This window comes from Spartobacteria bacterium UBA695, from assembly GCA_002298145.1.
Taxonomy (GTDB): domain Bacteria; phylum Verrucomicrobiota; class Verrucomicrobiia; order Chthoniobacterales; family Chthoniobacteraceae; genus UBA695.
This window is the reverse complement of the sequence record DBMP01000012.1, coordinates 26,378-43,153: the sequence shown is the minus strand read 5'-3', so window position 1 is coordinate 43,153 and position 16,776 is coordinate 26,378. Positions and strand designations below refer to the sequence as shown.

Below are 16,776 nucleotides of genomic sequence, written 5' to 3'. Positions count from 1 at the left end.
CAATCCAAAGATCAGCAGTCCAAGGATCAGCAGGGGCAGGATCAAAAGGACGAAAAACCCCAGCAACAACAACCGCCGCAGGGCGCTCCGTCCCCCACCCCCGGCCAGGACGAACAAAAAAAACTTTCCGGCGACATCAAGGCGAACGATTCTTCCAAGCATGAGGAGGAACAACAGGCCGCCGAAGAAGCGCAAGCCCAACCCGGCGAAATGACGCCCGCCCAGGCCCGCGCCGTTCTCGATTCCCTCAAAGGCGAAGATGGACAACCCTTCAAAATTCAACAAAGGAGCGCCGCTCCTGTCTTAAAAGATTGGTGATGAAACCTTCCTGCCTTAGCGCCGTTTTACTCGCGTTCCTGCTCTTCTGGTGTGGCGGCGTGGCCCGGGCCGCGTCACCCTCGGCCACGGCTTCGCTTTCGAGCGACCAGGCCGAGGTGGGCGACGAGCTTTCCCTCGAAGTGACCGTCCAGGGGGCCCAAAACGCCGAGCGCCCCCAGGTGCGCGTCGACGGCCTCGACATCCGTTACCAGGGGCTCGCAACGCAGTTCCAGATGAACAATTTCGACGTCACCCGTAGCGTCAAAATGACCTACATCGTGGTGCCGCGCCGCGAGGGGACCTTCACCATCCCCGCCCTCACCCTCGACGTGAGCGGGAAAAAAGTGACCACCTCGCCGCTGACCCTCAAAGTGGCCAGAGGCGCCTCTTCCTCCTCCAGCAGCAGTAACAGCAGCGGCGGCAGCAGCAGCCTCGCGGGCCAGGGCTCGCAGCCTCAGGACACGCGGGATGAGAGCGCCAAATTTGCCTTTGCCCAGTGGGTGCTGCCCAAGACGAGCGTTTACGTCGGCGAGGCGATCCCGGCGGAGCTCTGGCTCTACGTTGACAAGCGGGCCCAGTGCCAGCTCCAGCAGGTCATCGCCAAGTCCGACGGCTTCAGCATCACGCTGCAAAAAATGGACCGCCTCCAGACGAGGGACGTCGAAAAAGACGGGCGCGAAATGATCCTGGCCGTCATCAAGCTCGCCATCACCCCCGTGAAAGCGGGCAAGCTGACGCTCGAACCGGCGGAGATCAACGCCATCGCCGTGCTGCCACAGAAACGCCCGCGTCGGCCCAGAATGCCCGGCGGCCTGGACGACTTCCTCAACGACCCGTTCTTCAACCAAGCCTTTAACGTGCAGCAGCAGGTGACGATCCGGCCCGGCGCGGTGGAAATGGAGATCAAGCCGCTGCCGACGGTGGGGAAACCGGCTGATTTCTCCGGAGCCATCGGGCAGTTCACGCTGGAGACCAAGGCCGCCCCCACCCGCGTCAAGGCGGGCGACCCCGTGACCCTCACGGCGGCGGTCAAAGGCATCGGCAGCTTTGACCGGATGAACGCCCCGGCCATCGCCGACGTGCCCGGCTGGCGCGCCTACCCGCCCAGCGGCAAGTTCCAGCAGGACGACGCCGTCGGCATCTCGGGGACCAAGACCTTCGAGGCGGCGCTCATCCCGGAGGAAAAACAAGCCGAGCTGCCACCGGTGACCTTCAGCTTTTTCAATCCCTCCTCCGAAAAGTACGAAACCCTCAAAGCCGCTCCCATCACAGTGAACGTCGAGGGAGCTCTTCCGCCGCCCTCGCCCGTGACGGCGGCCGCCGCGGCGACCCCGGACCAGCCCGCCGCCGCGCCGACGCCCACCCCGGCCCCGCGCGACATCCAGTACCTGCGCACCGACCTCGGGCACCTGTCCGCAAGCGGCTTTGCACCCGTCTGGCAAACGCGCCTCTTCTGGCTCTCCCAGGGAGCCGCCGCGCTGGCGTTCGTGGCCTTCGGCGGCTGGCAATGGCGGCGCGCTCGCAACGGCGACGGCCTGCGCCAAAAGACCGCGCGCCTGCGCCATGAAAAGGAAAAAGCCCAAGCCCTCATCCGCCGCGAGGGCGTGGCGGCACCGGAGTTTTTCGACGCGGCCATCCGCGTCATCCAGGTTGAAACCGCCCTGGCCCGGCTGCCCGAGGCGCTCGAACCGGCCACGATCGACGCCGAGCTGGCCTGCGCAAGCCGCGATCTCGATTGCGAAACCGCCGAGGGGGTGCGCCGGATCTTCGCCGCGCACGACGAGCTGCGCTACGCCGGGAGCGGGGCCGCCGCGCCCATCGCGCCCGATCAGCGCGGGCAAGTACTGCAAATCCTCGAAGCCTTTGAAACCTGCCATGTTTAGAGCGTTTCTCCTTTCATTCCTGATCGGCCTGAGCACCGCCGGGGCCCTTTTCGCCGGGCCCTCCTCCACCACTTTTGACGAAGCCAACCGCCGCTACGACCAGGGCGACTTTAAGGGAGCACGCGCCGGTTACGAAGCCCTCGTCGACGCGGGCGAGCGGCGGGCCAATGTTTTCTACAACCTCGGCAACGCGGCCTTCCGCCTGGGCGACAAAAAGGCGGCCTGCCTGGCCTACGAACGGGCGCTGGCCCTCGACCCGGGCCACCCCGAGGCGGCAGCCAATCTGCGCTTCTTGCGGCAGGAGACCGGGGCCAAGCTCCCGGCCCGGCCATGGTACGCGCAGGCGTTTGCGTGGCCTTCGCCGCAATGGGCCACATGGCTCGCGGCGGCGGGGTTCTGGGGGCTCTTGCTGAGCTTCGCGCCGAGGCTTTGGAAGCGCGAAGTGGCGCTGGCTCCGGCGGTTTTTTGCACGCTCGCGCTCGTCTGGGGCGCGGCGGTGGCGGCGTGGAACGGTACGCGGGGCGATCTCTGGATTGTCACCGCCGACTCCGCCCCGGCCCGGACGGCTCCCGCCGACGGTTCGCCGCTCCAGCTCACGCTGCCGCTGGGCAGCCACCTGCGGCTCCTGCAAGAACGCGGCGCGTGGGTCCACGTGCGGCTCCCGGACGCCTCGACCGGCTGGATCGCCCTCGATGCCGCCGCGCCGGTCCGGATTAACTGACGCTAAATGCAGAAATAGCCGCAAAAAGGCACAAAGATCCTCTGCGTGGATCACCCTAAAAGGGTGAAGGCTCTATAGCCTAGGGCAACACCCTGGGAAATGATGGCACCCATCGGTTTGCGCCATGAAAGGGCGCTGGCTGGCTGCACTTTTTGCGGCTAACAAAATACCCTACAGCGTTTCCGGCTGCGCGAGCAGTTCGGCGATGCGGCTTAGCAGGCGACCCGCCGCCCCGCCGTCCAGCACGCGGTGATCGAAGCTGAGCGTCATCCCGGCTTCTTTGAGCGGCTCGAAGGTCTTTGTTTCGGGGTTCCAGTTCGGGACGATCCGCGCGGAGCTTAGGCCCAGAACGAGCGTTTGCTCTGGCAACGGGATCGGCGTGGCCCACATGAGGCCGAAATTGCCAAAGTTCGTGACGGTGGCGACCGAGCCGCCGTTGGCGCTCGGCGGGATGCGCCGCTGCCGGGCCTGGGCCACGAGTTCGTTGTATTCGCCCACCATTTCCGCGAGCTTGCGGGCGGCGACGTTGCGGATGACCGGAACGAGCACGCCATCCTCAGCCTCAACAGCAAAACCGATGTCGATGGAGGCCGGGTGGACGATCCGTTCGCCGATAAGGCGGCCCGCAGGGGCGCTGTTTTCGGACAGGGCGATGCCGAGCGCGCGCAGCAGGTAGAGGGCGGGACCGGGTTTCGGGTCGCGCGTTTTGCGGTGGCTCAGGATGGGCTCGACGTTGAGCGGGCGGCCCACGGTGGCAATCGGCCGGGTGGCGCTGCGGCGCATGGCGTCGGCGACGGCCACGCGCATGGGCGAGGCCGGGGTGAGCGATTGATGGTCGAGCTGACTTAAGAATTTCTCCAGGTCGTCGATGGTGACGCGGCCCGCCGCGCCGCTCCCCGCAATGCCGGAGAGGTCGGCGGCGTGGAGGCCGAGCTCCTCCATGCGCGCTTTCATGCGGGGCGAAAGGTAGCTGGCCCCCGTGGCGTGGACCGGGACGGGCAGGCCGTGGACGGTCGGCTGAACGGCGGCGTGCCGGGCCGGTTCGGCAGCCTTGGCGGGCTGGCCGTCGAGCGGCGCCTCGGCCGGGGCCGGGGTTTCTTCGGTCTCGGGCGGGGGGACGTCCAGGCCGTGGCGCTTGGCATCCTCGACGGTGGCCTCCAGGTAGCCGAGGGTGGACCCCACGGCATAGCTCTGGCCGTTCTCTACCAGGATGCAGCTCACGCGGCCAGGGCACGGCGTCGTGACGCTCATGACGGCTTTGTTGGTTTCCACTTCGATAACGTCCTGGTCGGCCTCGACCTGGTCGCCGACCTGCACGGCAACGTTGACGATGGTGGCCTCGGCGATGGATTCGCCGAGTTGTGGCATGATGATGGGAATTTGCGGCATCGGGATGAAATGAAGTTTCGCTCGGGTTGGGGGGGAGAGCTACAGCCGCAGCAGATCGCGCAGGGCGCGGGCCACGGTGGGAGCGGTGGGGCGGTGAGTGCCCCAAAGATTGGGATGGAAGGGAATGGGGGTGTTTTTGGCGTTGAGGCGGCGGGGCGGGGCGTCCAGGAGGGCGAGCCCTTCGCTGGCCACGCGGGCCACGACTTCGGCGGTGACGCCGCCCCACGGCCATGCTTCGCCGACGGCCAGGAGCCGCCCGGTGCGGGCGACACTGGCGAGCACGGTGTCGGTGTCGATGGGCTTGATGGAGCGCAGGTCAACGACCTCCACTTCGTAGCCTTCGCCCGAGAGTTCCTCGGCGGCGGCCAGGGCCTCGTGGACCATGGCGCTGTAGGTGACGACGGTGACGTCGCGCCCGGGCCGCGCGATGCGGGCTTTGCCGACGGGGAGCGCCTCGGTGGGCAGCCCCTCGGCTTTAAGGTGGTAGTAGAGGTATTTGTGCTCGCAGAAGAGGACGGGGTCGTCGATGGCGACGGCTTCGAGCAGCATGGAGTAGGCGTCCTCGACGGTGGCGGGCGTCAGGATGACCAAGCCCGGGTACTGGGCGTAGACCCCCTCCATGCTCTGGCTATGGAAGGGCCCGGAACCGGCGGTGCCGCCGGAGGGAAGCCGGACGGTGATGGGGCACGGGACCCGCGTGCGCCAGTAGAGGGAGGCGGCGTGGTTGACGATCTGGTTAAAGCCGGGCGTGGAGAAATCCGCGTACTGGATTTCCACGATGGGGCGCATGCCTTCGATGGCGGCTCCGATGGCGGAACCGACCATGGCGTCCTCGCTGATGGGGGCGTCAAGGACCCGGCCCGGGAATTCGTGGGCGAGGTTCTTGGTGGCTTTAAACGCGCCGCCAAACCGGCCGACGTCCTGGCCGTAAATATACACACGGGGATCGTCCGTGAGCGCCTTGGCCTGGGCTTCGCGAATGGCTTCGAGGTAGGTAATCATGAAAAAAACTGATCTTTTTTTAGGCGCAAAAGGTGTCGTCCAAGCCGGGGGTGGCGAGCGCGCACCACGTTTCGGTCGCGGGGTCCGGAGCAGGTTCGCGCTGGACGGTGGCAATGGCCTCCTCGACCTGCTGCTGGATGGAGCCCGTCAGCTCCGCCAGCTCCTCGGGCGAGATCCACTTCCGGTCCAACAGGGTGCACTCGGCGGTTTTCAGGCAGTCCTGGCCAAGGTGCGCGGCTTTCAGCGCCTCGGGGATGTAGCTGGCGTCGTCGTGTTCGCCGTGACCGGAGAGGCGCAGCAGGCTGGCGACGACCATCTGCGGCCCATGCCCCTCGCGGGCTCGGGCGACGGCGCGGCCCACGACGTCAAGGCAGGCGTCGAGGTCGGTGGCGTCGACTTTGTGGCCTTCCACGCCATAGCCGATGGCGCGGTCCACCAGGTCATGGCAGGCAAATTCGCGGTCGTTCGGGGTGGAGTAGGCAAATTGGTTGTTGGCGATCAAGAGGACGAGCGGGAGCTTCTCCACGGCGGCGAGGTTGAGGGCCTCGTGGAAGGCTCCCGTGGAGGTGCCGCCGTCGCCGATGCACGTGGCCCCCACAACGCCCTTTTCGCCCTTGAAACGCCGGGCGATGAGGCCGCCGCAGACGACAGAGATCATGGCTCCCAGGTGGCTGATCATGGCATAGTAGCCGTCCTTGGGGCGACCCCGGTGGACGTTCCCCTCGCGGCCTCGCATGGGCCCCAGGGCGGAGCCCATATAGGTGCGGACCGCTTCCAGGATATCCTCCCCGAAGGCGAGCCGGCCCGCCTGGTCGCGGATGAGGGGGGCAAAAATGTCTCCTTTTCGCAGCGACATGCCCAGCGACGCGCTCAAGGCTTCCTGTCCTTTGCCCAGGAATACCCCTCCATTGATCTTTCCAGCTCGGTACAGACTTGCCAGCTTCTCCTCCAAAACACGGGCGAGAAGCATCCAACGGTAAGCTTGGACAAAGGTTTCTCGCGCCGCCGCTGGTGCGGAACAAAGTGCATTGTCAGGCATGAGGCGGAGTTTAACGACGTTATGGAGCCGCACGCAATCGTTCTTTCTACCGAGGCAATCCCTGCCGTTCGCTCAGGTTTTCCTTGATCATCGGATCGGCGGTGAATAACTTGACGCTCGATTAAAGCGGTTGCTATAATCCGCCGCAACCTTCTACCCCGTGAAACCACTCTTAAAACATCAACATGTCGAAGCCGAGGTGCGGCAGCTCATCCGCGGCCTGCCGGTGGGGGCAAAGCTGCCTGCGGAGCGGGAATTGGCCTCGATGTATGGCTGCAATTTTTTGACGGTACGCCGGGCGCTCAAGCAGCTTACCAACGACGGATGGATCGCCCGACGGCCCGGCAGCGGGACGTTTGTGGCCCGCAATGCCGAGGCGGCCCGGCCCGGTATGGGGCCGGTGGGGGTGCTGGTTTACAAGGAGGGCAACGCCTATGCCTCGCGGCTCCTCCAGGCCATCGCCGAGGCGGGAGGCAGCGCCGATCTGGAGATCCGCTCCGGCTGGGTGCGCGACTTGGCGGGCGACGCGCTGGCCCAGGCGCTCCGGTTTCAGCAGGAGGGCTGCACGGCCTTGACGCTCCCCTGGTTCCCGCACGAACAGAGCGAGGCGGTCCGGGCGCTGGTGGGGCGCAGCCCGTTGCCGATCAGCCTGGCGCTTTTGATCCCCGGCCTGGAGCGGCATTGCTACATTCAGCCAGAGCTTTTCGAGGCCAGCACGACGGGGGCGGTGGAGGAAGTTTGCCGCTATTTCCAGGGCCTCGGCGAAACGCGCATCGCCTACCTGGGGCCGGATTCGCCCCACGACGCCGTGCTCCAGTACCGCCTGGCGGCCTATCACCACTTCACGGCCCGCGAGAACCTTCCGCGCCTCTGCGGTCTGGCAGGCCCCGGCGCTCCGGCCATGGACGAACTGGCGGAACGCTGGCGGGAATTTCGCGGGCACCTGGCCGTGGTGGCCTACGATGACGAGCACGCGCTGCGCTTCATGACGGCCATGCACAAGCTGGGCCTCGGCGCGCCGGAGGATTACCGCATCGTCGGCTACAACGACACCGAAGCGAGCCGGTTCAGCGATCCGCCGCTTTCGACGATTCACCAGGATTTCGACTTCATCGCCCACGGGCTCCTGCAAAGCGCCCTCGGCCTGGCCGGGCCGCAGCCGCGTCAATGCGACCGGACGCCCCGGCCCATCCTGCTCGTGCGCTCGACCTGCGGCGGGGCGGGCCGCGTTGACGAAGCCCTCCGCGCCCGGCTGCCGGAGATCGACCTCGCCAGCGAATAACCCTTTTTTCCCCATCCACTCCCATGCAAAATCCCTACGGACACTTCGACGACGCGCAACGCGAATACCTCATTACCAACCCGGCGACGCCGTTGCCGTGGATCAACTACCTCGGCTGTGAGGAGTTCTTTGGCATCATCTCCAACACGGCGGGCGGCTACTGTTTCGACCGCGATGCCCGGCTGCGCCGCCTGACGCGCTACCGCTATAACAACGTCCCGCTCGATTCCAACGGGCGCTACCTCTATGTAAAGGACGGCGATACCGTCTGGAACCCCGGCTGGAAGCCCACCCGCACGGCGCTGGACCGCTACGAGTGCCGCCACGGCATGGGCTACAGCATCATCACGGGCGAAAAGAACGGCCTGGAGGTCAGCGTGCGCTATTTTATCCCGGTCGGCGAAAAGGCCGAGGTGTGGGATGTGCGGGTGCGCAACCTGGGCGCAGTGGAAAAATCGGTGAGCCTCTGGGGCTTCGTGGAGTGGTGCCTGTGGGACGCGATGGACGACCAGTCCAACTTCCAGCGCAATTTCTCCACCGGGCAGCTTGAGGTGGAGGCCAACACGGTATTCCACGTTACCGAATACCGCGAGCGCCGGGATCACTTTGCCTATTTCTCGCTCTTCGGAACGCAGGCGAGCGGGTTTGAAGTGAGCCGCGACCGCTTCGTGGGCGTGCACGAGGGGCTTGAGGCTCCCCGCGCGGTGCTGGCGGGCAAATGCTCCAGCGAAGTCACGCTCGGCTGGGCCCCGGTGGCGGCGCAGCAGATCGACCTCACCCTCGCCCCCGGCGGCGAAAAGCGTTTCCACTTCCTCCTCGGCGTGGCCGAGAACCCGCACGAGGAGAAATTCTCCGCCCCCGGCGTGGCCAATAAAGCCCCCTTCCGCAAAGTCGCCGAACGCCTCGGCACCTCAGAAGCAGTGGACGAAGCCTTCGCAAAGCTCAAGGCCCACTGGGACCGGCTCCTCTCCATCTACCACGTCGAAATCGACAACCCGCACGTCTCGCGCATGGTCAACATCTGGAACCAGTACCAGTGCATGACGACCCTCAACCTCTCGCGCTCGGCATCCTTCTACGAAAGCGGCATCGGGCGCGGCATGGGCTACCGCGACAGCAACCAGGACCTGCTGGGCGTCGTCCACATCCAGCCGGAACGCGCCCGCGAACGGCTCCTGGACCTCGCGGCGACCCAATGCGCCGACGGCTCGTGCTATCACCAGTACCAGCCGCTGACGAAGAAAGGGAACACAGCGCTGGGCAGCGGCTTCAACGACGATCCGCTCTGGCTGCCGCTGGCCGTGGCCGCCTACCTCAACGAAACGGGCGACACCGCGATATTATCCGAAAAGATCGGATATGCAGATAAGGACAACCAGGACAGCGCGACGCTACTCGACCACCTGGAGGTCTCCATCGCCTACACGCTCCGGGAGCACGGGCCGCACGGGCTGCCGCTCATTGGCCACGCCGATTGGAACGACTGCCTTAACCTCAACTGCCACTCGACGACGCCGGGCGAGAGCTTCCAGCTCGCGGGCGACGTCTCCGGCGCGGCGGCGCGCGTGGCGGAGTCGGTGATGATCGCGGGGCTTTTCTGCGCGGCCACGGAGAGCATGGCGGGGATTTACCAGCAGATCGGCCAGGCGGATAAAGCCGCCGAGTCGCTGGCCCGGCGCAAGGCGATGCAGGAGGTCATCGAAGCGCACGGCTGGGACGGGAAATGGTTCCTGCGCGCCTACGACGCCTTTGGAGAAGCAATCGGCTCGGCCAAGAACGACGAGGGGCAGATTTTCATCGAAAGCCAGGGCTGGGGCGTGCTCGGCGGCGTGGGCCTGGAGAACGGCCATGCGCTGGCGGCACTCGACTCCGTGGCAGAGCGCCTCGCCACGCCCAACGGCATCATTCTCCAGCAACCGGCCTACTCCACCTACCAGCCGCGCCTGGGCGAAATCAGCAGCTACCCTCCGGGGTACAAGGAGAACGCGGGCATCTTCACGCACAACAATACGTGGATCCAGGTTGCCGAGGCGATCGTGGGCCGGGGCGACAAGGCCTTCGAGTATTACATGAGCGTCTGCCCGAGCGGCAAGGAAGAGCAGATCGACACCTTCCGCTGCGAGCCCTACGTCTACAACCAAATGACCGCCGGGCGCGACGCGCTGACCCCGGGCGAGGGCAAGAACTCCTGGCTGACGGGCACGGCGGCATGGTGTTTCGTGGCAATTTCGCAATACATCCTGGGCGTGCGGCCCGGGCCCCAGGGGCTCGTGGTCGACCCGTGCATCCCGCGCGCATGGAAGGGATATAAAGTGGACCGCGTGTTCCGTGGGGCGACCTACCACATCGAAGTCAAAAACCCCGACGGCGCATCCAAGGGCATCAAGACCCTCAGCGTCAACGGCCAGCCCGTGAGCGGCAACGTGATCCCGATCCAGCCGAAGGGGGCCGAGGTGAACGTCGTGGCGGTGCTGGGGTAGCGGCAGCTGGATTTACAGCCGTGAGGAAGCGCGTGCCCGAGTTCAACTCGGGCACGAGGGGGAGGGCAGGAAACGCTCCGCACCCTCCTCAACCCACGCGACAACAAAGCGCCCCTCGTTACGAATCTCCAGATTCGTAACGCACATTGTCTTGGAATCTCTGATTCCATCCGCGCACGGAACGAATCAGAGATTCGCAGACAGAAGACGTTCCCAATCTGAAGATTGGGAACGAGGCCCAAGGCCCTTTTTAACAAGAACTTTTTGAGCTTCTTGGCCTTGGATTGTAGAAATCGTATTACGCCCGCTGGTGCGATTGCGCCCGGTGGGCCGCCAGGTTGATCCGCTCCGAGAGGGCCGTCAGCTTCTTATCCACCTCGCCCTCCTCGTGCAGCGTCTGGTTGAGGAGTACCTCATCCTCCTCGAAGCCGAGCTGCGTGGCAAACGTGCGCGCACAGCCGTACCCGGCAATCTCGTAATGCTCCACCCGCTGCGCCCCCGCGATGATCCCCGCGTCCATCACCTCCGGCGCGGCGTCCTCCATGATCCAGTCCTCCACCTCCTCCAGCACCCCCTCCATGCCCTTGCACTTGGCCCCGCGGGTGGACTTCCCGTGGCGCTCGAAGATCTGCTCCAGCCGCTCCGCCTGCAGGCGCGTCTCCTCCCGGTGCTGTTCCAGACTGTCGCGCAGCGAGGCCGACGACGCGTGCTTGGCCACCTTCGGCAGCGCCCGCAAGATCTGTTTCTCGGCGCTGTAGAGATCCTTGAGCTCGTGAAAATAAAGGTCCTGAAGAGATTCGTAGTCCATACCGGTATTCCGCTTAAGGGTTTCCAGGGAGGGGGCTATACCTAACAGATACGGTCCCGTGCCGCGCCCCGGCTGTAGGACAAAAGAACACGCCGCCGCGCAATTCGCGCCTTGCCTCCGCGCCCCCGAACGGGCTTCAATCCACCCAGCTCCAAAAGGAAACCCTAACCGCCAGCCCTGGCCCCCTCTTTTATGAAAGCACTCCTTCTTACCAACGAATACCCCCCCAACGTCTACGGGGGCGCGGGCGTTCACGTCGATTACCTCAGCCGGGAACTCGCCAAGCTCCTCGACGTGGAAGTGCGCTGCTTTGGCTCTCAGGACGAGACCCTCGACCACCTCCGCGTCCGTGGCTTCGGCATCGACGAAGCCCGCCACACCGAGCCCAAGCCGCTGAAATCCGTCTTCGGGGCCGTCGAGCGCTGCACCTCCTTCAACAGCGCGGGCATCGACGCCGACCTCGTCCACTGCCACACCTGGTATACCCACCTGGGCGGCATCATGGCCAAGCTCAACTACGGCATCCCGCTCATCCTCACCGTCCATTCCCTCGAACCGCTCCGCCCGTGGAAGCGCGAGCAGCTCGGCGGCGGCTACGACTTCTCCCTCTGGGTCGAAAAAACCGCCCTCGAAATGGCCGACGCCGTCATCGCCGTCTCCCAAGAGACCAAGGCCGACGTCCTGCGGCTCTACAACGTCGATGAGAAGAAAATCCACATCATCTACAACGGCATCGACCTCGACGAATACCAGAAAACCGACTCCACCGGGGAACTCATCCGCTACGGCATCGACCCGAACGTCCCCTTCGTCCTCTTCGTCGGCCGCATCACCCGCCAGAAAGGGATCGTCCACCTGGTCAACGCCATCCGCTACCTCGACCCCAAGATCCAGGTCGTCCTCTGCGCCGGAGCGCCCGACACCCCGGAGATCGCCGCCGAGATGAAAGCCGCCGTGGACGCCGTGCACCGCCCGGGCGTCATCTGGATCCAGGAAATGGTCGCCAAGCCGACCGTTCGCCAGCTCTACTCGCAGGCCGCCGTCTTCTGTTGCCCCTCCATCTACGAACCCTTCGGCATCATCAACCTGGAGGCCATGGCGTGCGAAACCGCCGTCGTCGCCAGCGCCGTCGGGGGGATTAAAGAAGTCGTCGTCCACGGCGAAACCGGCTACCTCGTCCCGCTGGAACAGATGAAAGAGAGCCCGTTCGAGCCACTCTGCCCCGACCAGTTTGCCCGCGACCTCGCCGCCCGCGTCAACGAACTCATGGCCGACCCCGCCCTGCGCGAGCGCATGGGCAAAGCGGGCCGCCGCCGCGCCGAGGAAAAATTCAGCTGGGCCGCCATTGCCCGTCAAACCGCTTCCCTTTACGAGCAGTTAGGCGCATAAAAAGAAGCTTTATGGTTACCAAGCAAGCCGCCTTTCGTCTCTGGGAAAACGACGCCCCTGGCGCCACGGGCATCTGCCTGACCGACATCCCCAGGCTCACCCCCTACCTTCCCGAACCCGCCCACGCCACCGGAGCCTCCATCGTCGTCCTGCCCGGCGGCGGTTATGGCGGCCTCGCCGACCATGAAGGCGAAGGCTACGCCCTCTGGCTGGCTGAGCATGGCATCGCCGCCTTTGTCCTCCAGTACCGGCTCGGCTCCGCCGGGTACCGTCACCCCGTCATGCTTCAGGACGCCGCCCGCGCCCTGCGCACCATCCGGGCCAAAGCGGAGTGCTGGGGCGTCGATCCTCAGCGCATCGGCATCATGGGTTCCTCCGCCGGGGGCCACCTCGCCTCCACGCTCCTGACCCACTTCGAGCCGGGCGACCCAAAAGCCGCCGACCTCGTCGAGCGCGTCAGCTCGCGCCCCGATTTCGGCATCCTCTGCTACGCCGTCATCACCCTGGGCGGGAATACCCACAGCGGCTCGCGCGACAACCTCCTCGGCGAGAACCCCGCCCCGGAGCTGGTCGAGCTGCTCTCCAACGAAAAGCAAGTCACCCCGCAAACGCCCCCCTGCTTCGTCTGGCACACCAGCGAGGACGGTGCCGTGCCGGTCGAGAACTCCATCGACTTCGCCCGCGCGCTGCGGGCCAACGGCGTCCCCTTCGACCTCCACGTCTACCAGAAGGGTGGCCACGGCATGGGCCTGGGCACCGACGGTAAGGGTGGCCTTCATCCGTGGGCCGCCGACTGCCTCTTCTGGCTGCGCGAAAACGGCTTCTTAAAATCCTAGCATCCTCCGAACCCTCCATGAAACCCAAACGCTCCCTCCTGGCCGGTCTAGTCGCCGCCCTGCTCCTTCCCGTCGCCGCCTTTGCCCAGCAAAAGCAGGATGAATTCCCGCTCTGGAAAGACGGCGCGCCCGGGGCCCTCGGCACCGAGCCGAAGGACATCCCGACCCTCACCCCCTACCTGCCCGACCCCGCCAAGGCCACCGGCGCGGCCATCGTCATCTGCCCCGGCGGCGCCTACGGCGGCCTGGCCAATCACGAGGGCGAAGGCTACGCCCAGTGGTTCGCCGACAACGGCGTCGCCGCCTTCGTCCTCAAATACCGGCTCGGCTCCGCCGGGTATCGCCACCCCGTCATGCTCCAGGACGCCGCCCGCGCCCTGCGCACCGTCCGCGCCAACGCCGCGCAATGGCAGGTCGATCCCGGCCACATCGGCGTTATCGGCTCCTCCGCGGGCGGCCACCTTGCCTCCACGCTCCTGACCCACTTCGACGCGGGCAACCCCGCTTCGCCCGACCCCATCGAGCGCGTCAGCTCGCGCCCCGACCTGGGCATCCTCTGCTACGCCGTCATCACGCTCGGAGAGAACACCCACACTGGGTCCAAGAAAAACCTCCTGGGCGACAACCCCTCGCCCGCCCTCGTCGAGCTCCTCTCCAACGAAAAACAAGTCACCGCCCAAACACCCCCCTGCTTCATCTGGCACACCTGGGAAGACAAAGGCGTCAAAGTCGAGAACTCCCTCGCTTTCGCCATGGCCCTGCGGGAAAAAGGCGTCCCCTTCGACCTGCACGTCTACCAGCAAGGCGGCCACGGCATGGGCCTGGGCAAAGACGGCAAGGGCGGCCTGCATCCGTGGACGGCCGACTGCCTCTTCTGGTTGCGCCAGCAGGGCTTTGTGAAATAGTGTTGTCACCCGATCCATAATCCATTATTGCTTGCCCCTGCCTATATGAAGCGAATTCTCCTTTGCTCGCTACTATCCTGCGCCCTTCTGGCCGCCTGTGCGCCCCACAAACGGACAACGGTTTACAGGGCCCCGTTCCCGAGAGAGGAAACCCAGGTTGAAGTGCCGCCCGCTCCGGTAGCCCCGGACACGACGGCCGCCACGGCTTCCGCTCCGGCACCCACGGCCACGCCCACACCCGCGCCGAAAAAGCGGGACGTCCTCTACGGAGTTCCCGAACCCGGCAGGCCCGGCTTCGTGCGCAGCCCCTACAATCCCCAGGGAGGTCTCCTCGATTGCCGTGGTTATCCCCCGGGAACCGAGATGAAAGACGAATACGCTCCCGGCAGGACGTTCCTGGTTCCCTAACAACCTCAAACGTTACAAAGCGGATTTTTTGGAAACAAGCCGCCCTGACCGGGGCGGCTTGTTTTTTGTATCGGCCCCGGCTATCACAGACACCTTTTTCAATGAACCACCTCGCCATCTTGGGACCCGGACTCCTTGGCGCCTCGCTCGCCCTGGCCGTTCGCGCCCGTGCGCCCCGGTGCCGCGTCACCGTCTGGGCCCGGCGCGAGGCGGCGGCTGCGGAAGCGCTTCAGGCGGGCATTTGCGACGCCGCCTCCACCGAGCTTGGCCCCGTGCTTAAAGGAGCCGACACCGTCGTCTTCTGCATCCCCATCGGAGCCATGGCCGGCCTGGCCGAGCAGGCCGCCCCGCTCATCGAGCCCGGCGCGCTCGTCACCGACGTCGGCAGCGTCAAAGCCCCCGTCGTCGATGCCCTCGCGCCCATCTTTGAGAAAGCAGGCCGGGGCCACTTCATCGGCAGCCACCCCATGGCCGGGTCCGAACAGGCCGGGCTCGCCGCCGCCAGCGCGGGGCTCTTCCAGGGCACCGTCGCCCTCCTCACCCCGCACCCCGGCATCGCCCCCGGCGCGCAAGAGCAAGCCGCCGCCCTCTGGAGCCTCGTCGGCTGCAACATCCGCACCCTGCCCCCCGGCGAACACGACGCCGCCATCGGGCTCGTCAGCCATCTGCCCCACCTCATCGCCTCCTCCCTGGTCGATTTCGTCTGCGCGCAAAACCGCGACGCCATCGATTACTGTGGGAACGGCCTGCGCGACACCACCCGCATCGCCTCGGGCCTCCCGGAAATGTGGACCGAAATCCTCGCCACCAACCGAGCCGTCCTCGGCGCACAGCTCGACGCCTTCATCGCCCGGCTCCAAGAGATCTCGCGGGATATTGCTGGCGGCAACGACGCGAAACTGAAAGAATTCCTCACCAACGCCAAGGTCGGCCGCGACCGTCACATCAAGCGAAAGACACCTTAAAACTCATGGAACGCTGGACCATCCACAGAGGCCCCATCATCCGGGCCGAAATCACCGTCCCCGGGGACAAGAGCATCTCGCACCGCGCCGTCATCCTGGCCGGGATCTCCAACGGCACCTGCGTCGTCACCGGGTTCCTGCCCAGCGAGGATTGCCGCTCCACCGTCGGCGCCATGCGCGCCCTGGGCGTTGAAATCGAAGAGCCCGCCCCCACCACCCTCATCGTCCATGGCCGGGGCCACCACCTTGTCGCTCCAGAGAGAGACATCGACTGCGGCAACTCCGGCACCACCATGCGCCTCATGTCCGGCATCCTGGCCGCCCAGCCCTTCCGCAGCCGCATGGTCGGCGACGCTTCCCTTTCCCGCCGCCCCATGAAGCGCGTCATCGACCCGCTCACCCAGATGGGCGCCCAGCTCACCGCCGAGGGCCCCAAGAGCGCCCCGCCGCTCGTCATCGAAGGCGCGGCCGAGATCAAGCCCCTTGAGTACCAGTCCCCCGTCGCCAGCGCCCAGGTCAAGAGCGCCGTCTTGCTCGCGGGCCTCTTCGCTCACGGGCGCACCAGCGTCACCGAGCCCGAGCAGAGCCGCAACCACACCGAGCGGATGCTCCAGTGGTTCCTGGCCGCCCCGCACATCGAGGGCCACACCGTCACCGTCGTCGGGCCCAAGACCCCCGAATCGCGCGACTTCCACGTCCCCGGCGACCTCTCCAGCGCCGCCTTCTGGCTCGTCGCCGCCGCCGCCCAGCCCGGCAGCCACCTGCTCGTCACCGACGTCGGCCTTAACGAAACCCGCACCGGCATCCTCGCCGTGCTCGTCCGGATGGGCGCGCATGTTCGCGAAATCGTCGAAATCGAAGAAGGCGAGCCCTACGGCACCGTCGAAATCGAAGGCTCGGAACTCAAAGGCACCGAAATCCGCGGCAAAGAAATCCCCAACGTCATCGACGAACTGCCCATCCTGGCCGTCGCCGCCGCCTTGGCAAAAGGGACCACCGTCATCGCCGACGCCGCCGAGCTGCGCGTCAAAGAGACCGACCGCCTCGCCGCCATCGCCACCAACCTGCGGGCCATGGGCGTCAAGGTCAACGAGAAGGACGACGGCCTGGAGATCTTCGGCGGCACCCCGCTCAAAGGGGCGCGCGTCTCCAGCTACGGGGACCACCGCATCGCCATGGCCTTTGCCATCGCGGGCCTCTTTGCCGAGGGCGAGACCGTCATCGACGGCATCGAGTGCGTGGCCACCTCCTACCCCACCTTTTACGAGACCCTCGGGCGCCTCACCTCCCCCTCCGAACCGCAGATCCCCGTCGTCGGCGCGTTGCCGAAATAGGGGCCCCGGTTTTCGCT

General features: G+C 65.9%; 14 protein-coding genes and 1 pseudogene. 11 read left to right on the top strand and 4 right to left on the bottom strand.

Annotated elements, in window-relative coordinates:
• The 3 genes and pseudogenes from B2828_RS05975 to B2828_RS05965 form a co-directional block, all read left to right on the top strand.
• Positions 1-318: pseudogene (locus tag B2828_RS05975) on the top strand (hypothetical protein); the annotation flags it as partial.
• On the top strand, positions 318-2,201 hold the full coding sequence (locus B2828_RS05970) for a BatD family protein (RefSeq protein WP_479632787.1): 1,884 nt from the start codon (positions 318-320) through the stop codon (positions 2,199-2,201). The pseudogene B2828_RS05975 and the gene B2828_RS05970, both read left to right, overlap by 1 nt.
• Positions 2,194-2,922 carry a tetratricopeptide repeat protein gene (locus B2828_RS05965; RefSeq protein WP_479632786.1) on the top strand — a complete coding sequence of 243 codons (729 nt, stop codon included), beginning with the start codon at positions 2,194-2,196 and terminating at the stop codon, positions 2,920-2,922. Before B2828_RS05970 ends, B2828_RS05965 begins: the two co-directional genes overlap by 8 nt.
• Positions 2,923-3,093: 171 nt before the next feature.
• Here the strand turns inward: B2828_RS05965 and B2828_RS05960 are convergent, their stop codons facing one another.
• From B2828_RS05960 to B2828_RS05950, 3 genes are read right to left on the bottom strand one after another with little or no spacing between them, the layout of a single operon-like run.
• The gene (locus B2828_RS05960; protein WP_479632785.1) at positions 3,094-4,311 is read right to left on the bottom strand and encodes a dihydrolipoamide acetyltransferase family protein; all 1,218 of its coding nucleotides are present in this window, start codon (positions 4,309-4,311) and stop codon (positions 3,094-3,096) included.
• Between the two features lie 39 nt (positions 4,312-4,350).
• On the bottom strand, positions 4,351-5,313 hold the full coding sequence (locus B2828_RS05955) for an alpha-ketoacid dehydrogenase subunit beta (protein ID WP_479632784.1): 963 nt from the start codon (positions 5,311-5,313) through the stop codon (positions 4,351-4,353).
• Positions 5,314-5,332: 19 nt separating this feature from the next.
• On the bottom strand, positions 5,333-6,283 hold the full coding sequence (locus tag B2828_RS05950) for a thiamine pyrophosphate-dependent dehydrogenase E1 component subunit alpha (protein ID WP_479632783.1): 951 nt from the start codon (positions 6,281-6,283) through the stop codon (positions 5,333-5,335).
• 229 nt (positions 6,284-6,512) lie between these two features.
• Here B2828_RS05950 and B2828_RS05945 point away from each other — a divergent pair, with 229 nt between their 5' ends.
• Positions 6,513-7,634, top strand: a complete 1,122-nt coding sequence (locus B2828_RS05945; RefSeq protein ID WP_479632782.1) for a GntR family transcriptional regulator — start codon at positions 6,513-6,515, stop codon at positions 7,632-7,634.
• A 23-nt stretch (positions 7,635-7,657) separates the two neighbouring features.
• On the top strand, positions 7,658-10,114 hold the full coding sequence (locus tag B2828_RS05940) for a glycoside hydrolase family 94 protein (protein WP_479632781.1): 2,457 nt from the start codon (positions 7,658-7,660) through the stop codon (positions 10,112-10,114).
• A 298-nt stretch (positions 10,115-10,412) separates the two neighbouring features.
• Here B2828_RS05940 and B2828_RS05935 read toward each other — a convergent pair whose 3' ends face one another.
• Entirely contained in the window at positions 10,413-10,922 is a 510-nt protein-coding gene (locus B2828_RS05935) for a YciE/YciF ferroxidase family protein (RefSeq protein ID WP_479632780.1), read from the bottom strand.
• A gap of 192 nt (positions 10,923-11,114) precedes the next feature.
• Here B2828_RS05935 and glgA point away from each other — a divergent pair, with 192 nt between their 5' ends.
• From glgA to aroA, 6 genes are all read left to right on the top strand, one after another.
• Complete coding sequence (gene glgA / locus B2828_RS05930; protein ID WP_479632779.1) at positions 11,115-12,311, top strand: glycogen synthase; 1,197 nt, start codon at positions 11,115-11,117, stop codon at positions 12,309-12,311.
• A gap of 11 nt (positions 12,312-12,322) precedes the next feature.
• Positions 12,323-13,147: an alpha/beta hydrolase gene (locus B2828_RS05925; protein WP_479632778.1), complete on the top strand. Its 825-nt coding sequence runs from the start codon at positions 12,323-12,325 to the stop codon at positions 13,145-13,147.
• A 17-nt stretch (positions 13,148-13,164) separates the two neighbouring features.
• Entirely contained in the window at positions 13,165-14,052 is an 888-nt protein-coding gene (locus tag B2828_RS05920; RefSeq protein ID WP_479632777.1) for an alpha/beta hydrolase, read from the top strand.
• 45 nt (positions 14,053-14,097) lie between these two features.
• On the top strand, positions 14,098-14,460 hold the full coding sequence (locus B2828_RS05915) for a hypothetical protein (RefSeq protein WP_479632776.1): 363 nt from the start codon (positions 14,098-14,100) through the stop codon (positions 14,458-14,460).
• A 101-nt stretch (positions 14,461-14,561) separates the two neighbouring features.
• Positions 14,562-15,425 (top strand): prephenate dehydrogenase, encoded by an 864-nt coding sequence (locus B2828_RS05910; RefSeq protein ID WP_479632775.1) that lies wholly within the window; start codon positions 14,562-14,564, stop codon positions 15,423-15,425.
• 5 nt (positions 15,426-15,430) lie between these two features.
• Positions 15,431-16,759 (top strand): 3-phosphoshikimate 1-carboxyvinyltransferase, encoded by a 1,329-nt coding sequence (gene aroA, locus B2828_RS05905; protein WP_479632774.1) that lies wholly within the window; start codon positions 15,431-15,433, stop codon positions 16,757-16,759.
• Positions 16,760-16,776: the final 17 nt, after the last annotated feature.